This window comes from bacterium, assembly GCA_035419245.1.
GTDB lineage: Bacteria > Zhuqueibacterota > Zhuqueibacteria > Residuimicrobiales > Residuimicrobiaceae > JAKPUX01.
In genome coordinates this window covers 3,947-6,156 of the sequence record DAOLSP010000041.1, presented here as the reverse complement: position 1 = coordinate 6,156, position 2,210 = coordinate 3,947, and the positions used below count along the sequence as shown (strand labels likewise).

Annotated in this window: 1 protein-coding gene; it reads left to right on the top strand. The window is 49.9% G+C overall.

Going from position 1 to position 2,210, the window contains the following annotated elements; genetic code table 11:
* Nucleotides 1–707 precede the first annotated feature (707 nt).
* Nucleotides 708–2,210: Ig-like domain-containing protein (locus PLH32_18205; GenBank protein ID HQJ66542.1), on the top strand; the 1,503-nt coding region annotated here is incomplete at its 3' end.

The following is a 2,210-nucleotide window of genomic DNA, read 5'->3' as shown; positions in this document are numbered from 1 at the left end:
AAATTTTATTTCGAAAGTCAGAGCCATAGAGTGCTTTCTACGTTATCCACCGGTCTGCGATAACCAGAGGTCACTGGTTCAAATCCAGTATTGCCCACTACGTTCGTAATGAAAGCCGGTCAGAATCCTACTTGACCGGCTTTTTTTTGGAATCTACACATGGCGATCAAGCCTTTCGACAAATTGCGGCCAGTTAACTAAACGGCCACCCATTTCGCAACCCTTTTCCCTGCTCCGTCCACCGCTTTTTTTACTCTTGACTATTGAATATCTTGTTTTTATATTAAGATATAGGTCTAGAGGATAGAAGGCATCGGTGGGATGGGCAGAGACCATACAGATTCTGCGAGCCAAGTCAAGCAGCCGAAATCGCAGTGGCAGATCATTGCGTTTGAGTATTCAGCCTTCGCACCAGGAATTGCGTGAAGGCTTTTTTTGTCTTCGGGAGAAGACCCAAAGCGACCGCATAGAACTTTGTGCCATTGCAAGACAGTGTCTCATTTTTAGACAGTATCTTTAAGAATATTTTTCCCTCGATCTTTTCGCCATTCTTTTTATAAATTACATATTTGTAACTAAAATAATACATTACTACATCATTATTATTATGGCGCTTATTCGTTATTATTATCGTTTATGTGGCATAGTTTTTGTACTTAAAGTATCGCCCGAACTAGCCATCGCAGATACTTAGGTGATCCAAACCGATGAAAAATAGTTTGTTTGATATACCTAAAGCGCGCCTCAGCCGTGCCGCGCACGTAACGGGTCTCCTTTTCTTTGCGATTCTTTCACCCCTTGCCGCGCAGATCATTGAGGTGTTGGTTCCCACTCCCGTCGGTATCCGGGTAGATCAGGGCGAGGCGCGTTTACATGGGCTGATCGGTCAAGTTACCATCCCTGCTTCGGGCGAGTACCGGATAACGGCCAAGGAGTGGCTCAATAGTGGCGACGTTCAACGTAATGAAAGTTTCTTCCTCAACCTGAAATCTGACGCGGGAGTGACGGTTTCCCCTATGGATCCCAACGCCGGCACCGAGAAGGTCGTTTCGGATATCCCCGGTCCCGCGGCCTATTACTGGCGTGATTGCGGTCTCTTCTCACTTTCCGCTGGATCCTATGCAATCTGGATCCATCATTATGCGGTACTTTCGACTCAATACCCACAATTCCTCAATGAGCCGATGTCGGCAAACCCACAGAGCGTTCGCATCGTCGACAGCCTGAGAGTCACCTTTGTTCCCAAGGTCTACCCTAACCGGGCACCGCTCGCCGTCGATGACCTGATAAATACCCTGATCGATACCCCTGTTTCCGGTGAGGTTCTCACCAACGATTCCGATCCGGATGGGGACGCGCTTTCAGTCATCCCCACTCCCACGATCGACCCACACCACGGAAAGGTTTTGATCAATACCGACGGAACTTTCAGCTATTTCCCGGCCAAAGGCTACACTGGCGCGGACAAGTTCGGCTATCAGGTATGCGATAACCGGACACCTGCCTTGTGTGACACAGCTACCGTTTGGATCCAGATTATCGCGAACACGCCGGTGAACGAAAGACCGGTAGCCAATGATGATGTGGTCGAAACACAGGTTAACGTGCCAATTCACGCCAATTTACTTACCAATGATTTTGATCCGGATGGCGACCCCTTAATCGTCACCCTCGCGCCAGTCAAGCCTCCTGAGCATGGTAACGTCCTGCTTTCTCAGGATGGTGCATTCGTCTACACACCTGCCACCGGTTTTAGCGGGGAAGATGCCTTTGTCTATTCTGTTTGCGACAACGGTACACCCTCTCTCTGCGACGAGGCCACAGTTTTCATCACCGTCCATCCAGACACCAATGGCGTCAGGAATGACGCCCCGCTCGCTGCCGACGACGCGTTCGCTACACTTAAAAACATTCCGGTCTCCGGCACACTGGCAGACAATGACCAGGACCCCAATGGCGACGCACTGATCTATGAGGAAACTCCTGTTAGGCAGCCTGAACATGGCACGCTTGTCATTAATAAAGATGGCACATTCTCCTATAGCCCCTTCGCGGATTTCGTTGGATCGGATTACTTTATTTATCGCGTTTGCGATGATCAGGTACCCGCCCTTTGTGACCAGGCCACGGCTTATATCACTGTTCTGGCCCCCTTGCCGCCGCCCAATCATGCCCCGGTGGCCGTGGATGATTCCGTCAAAACCCCAAGC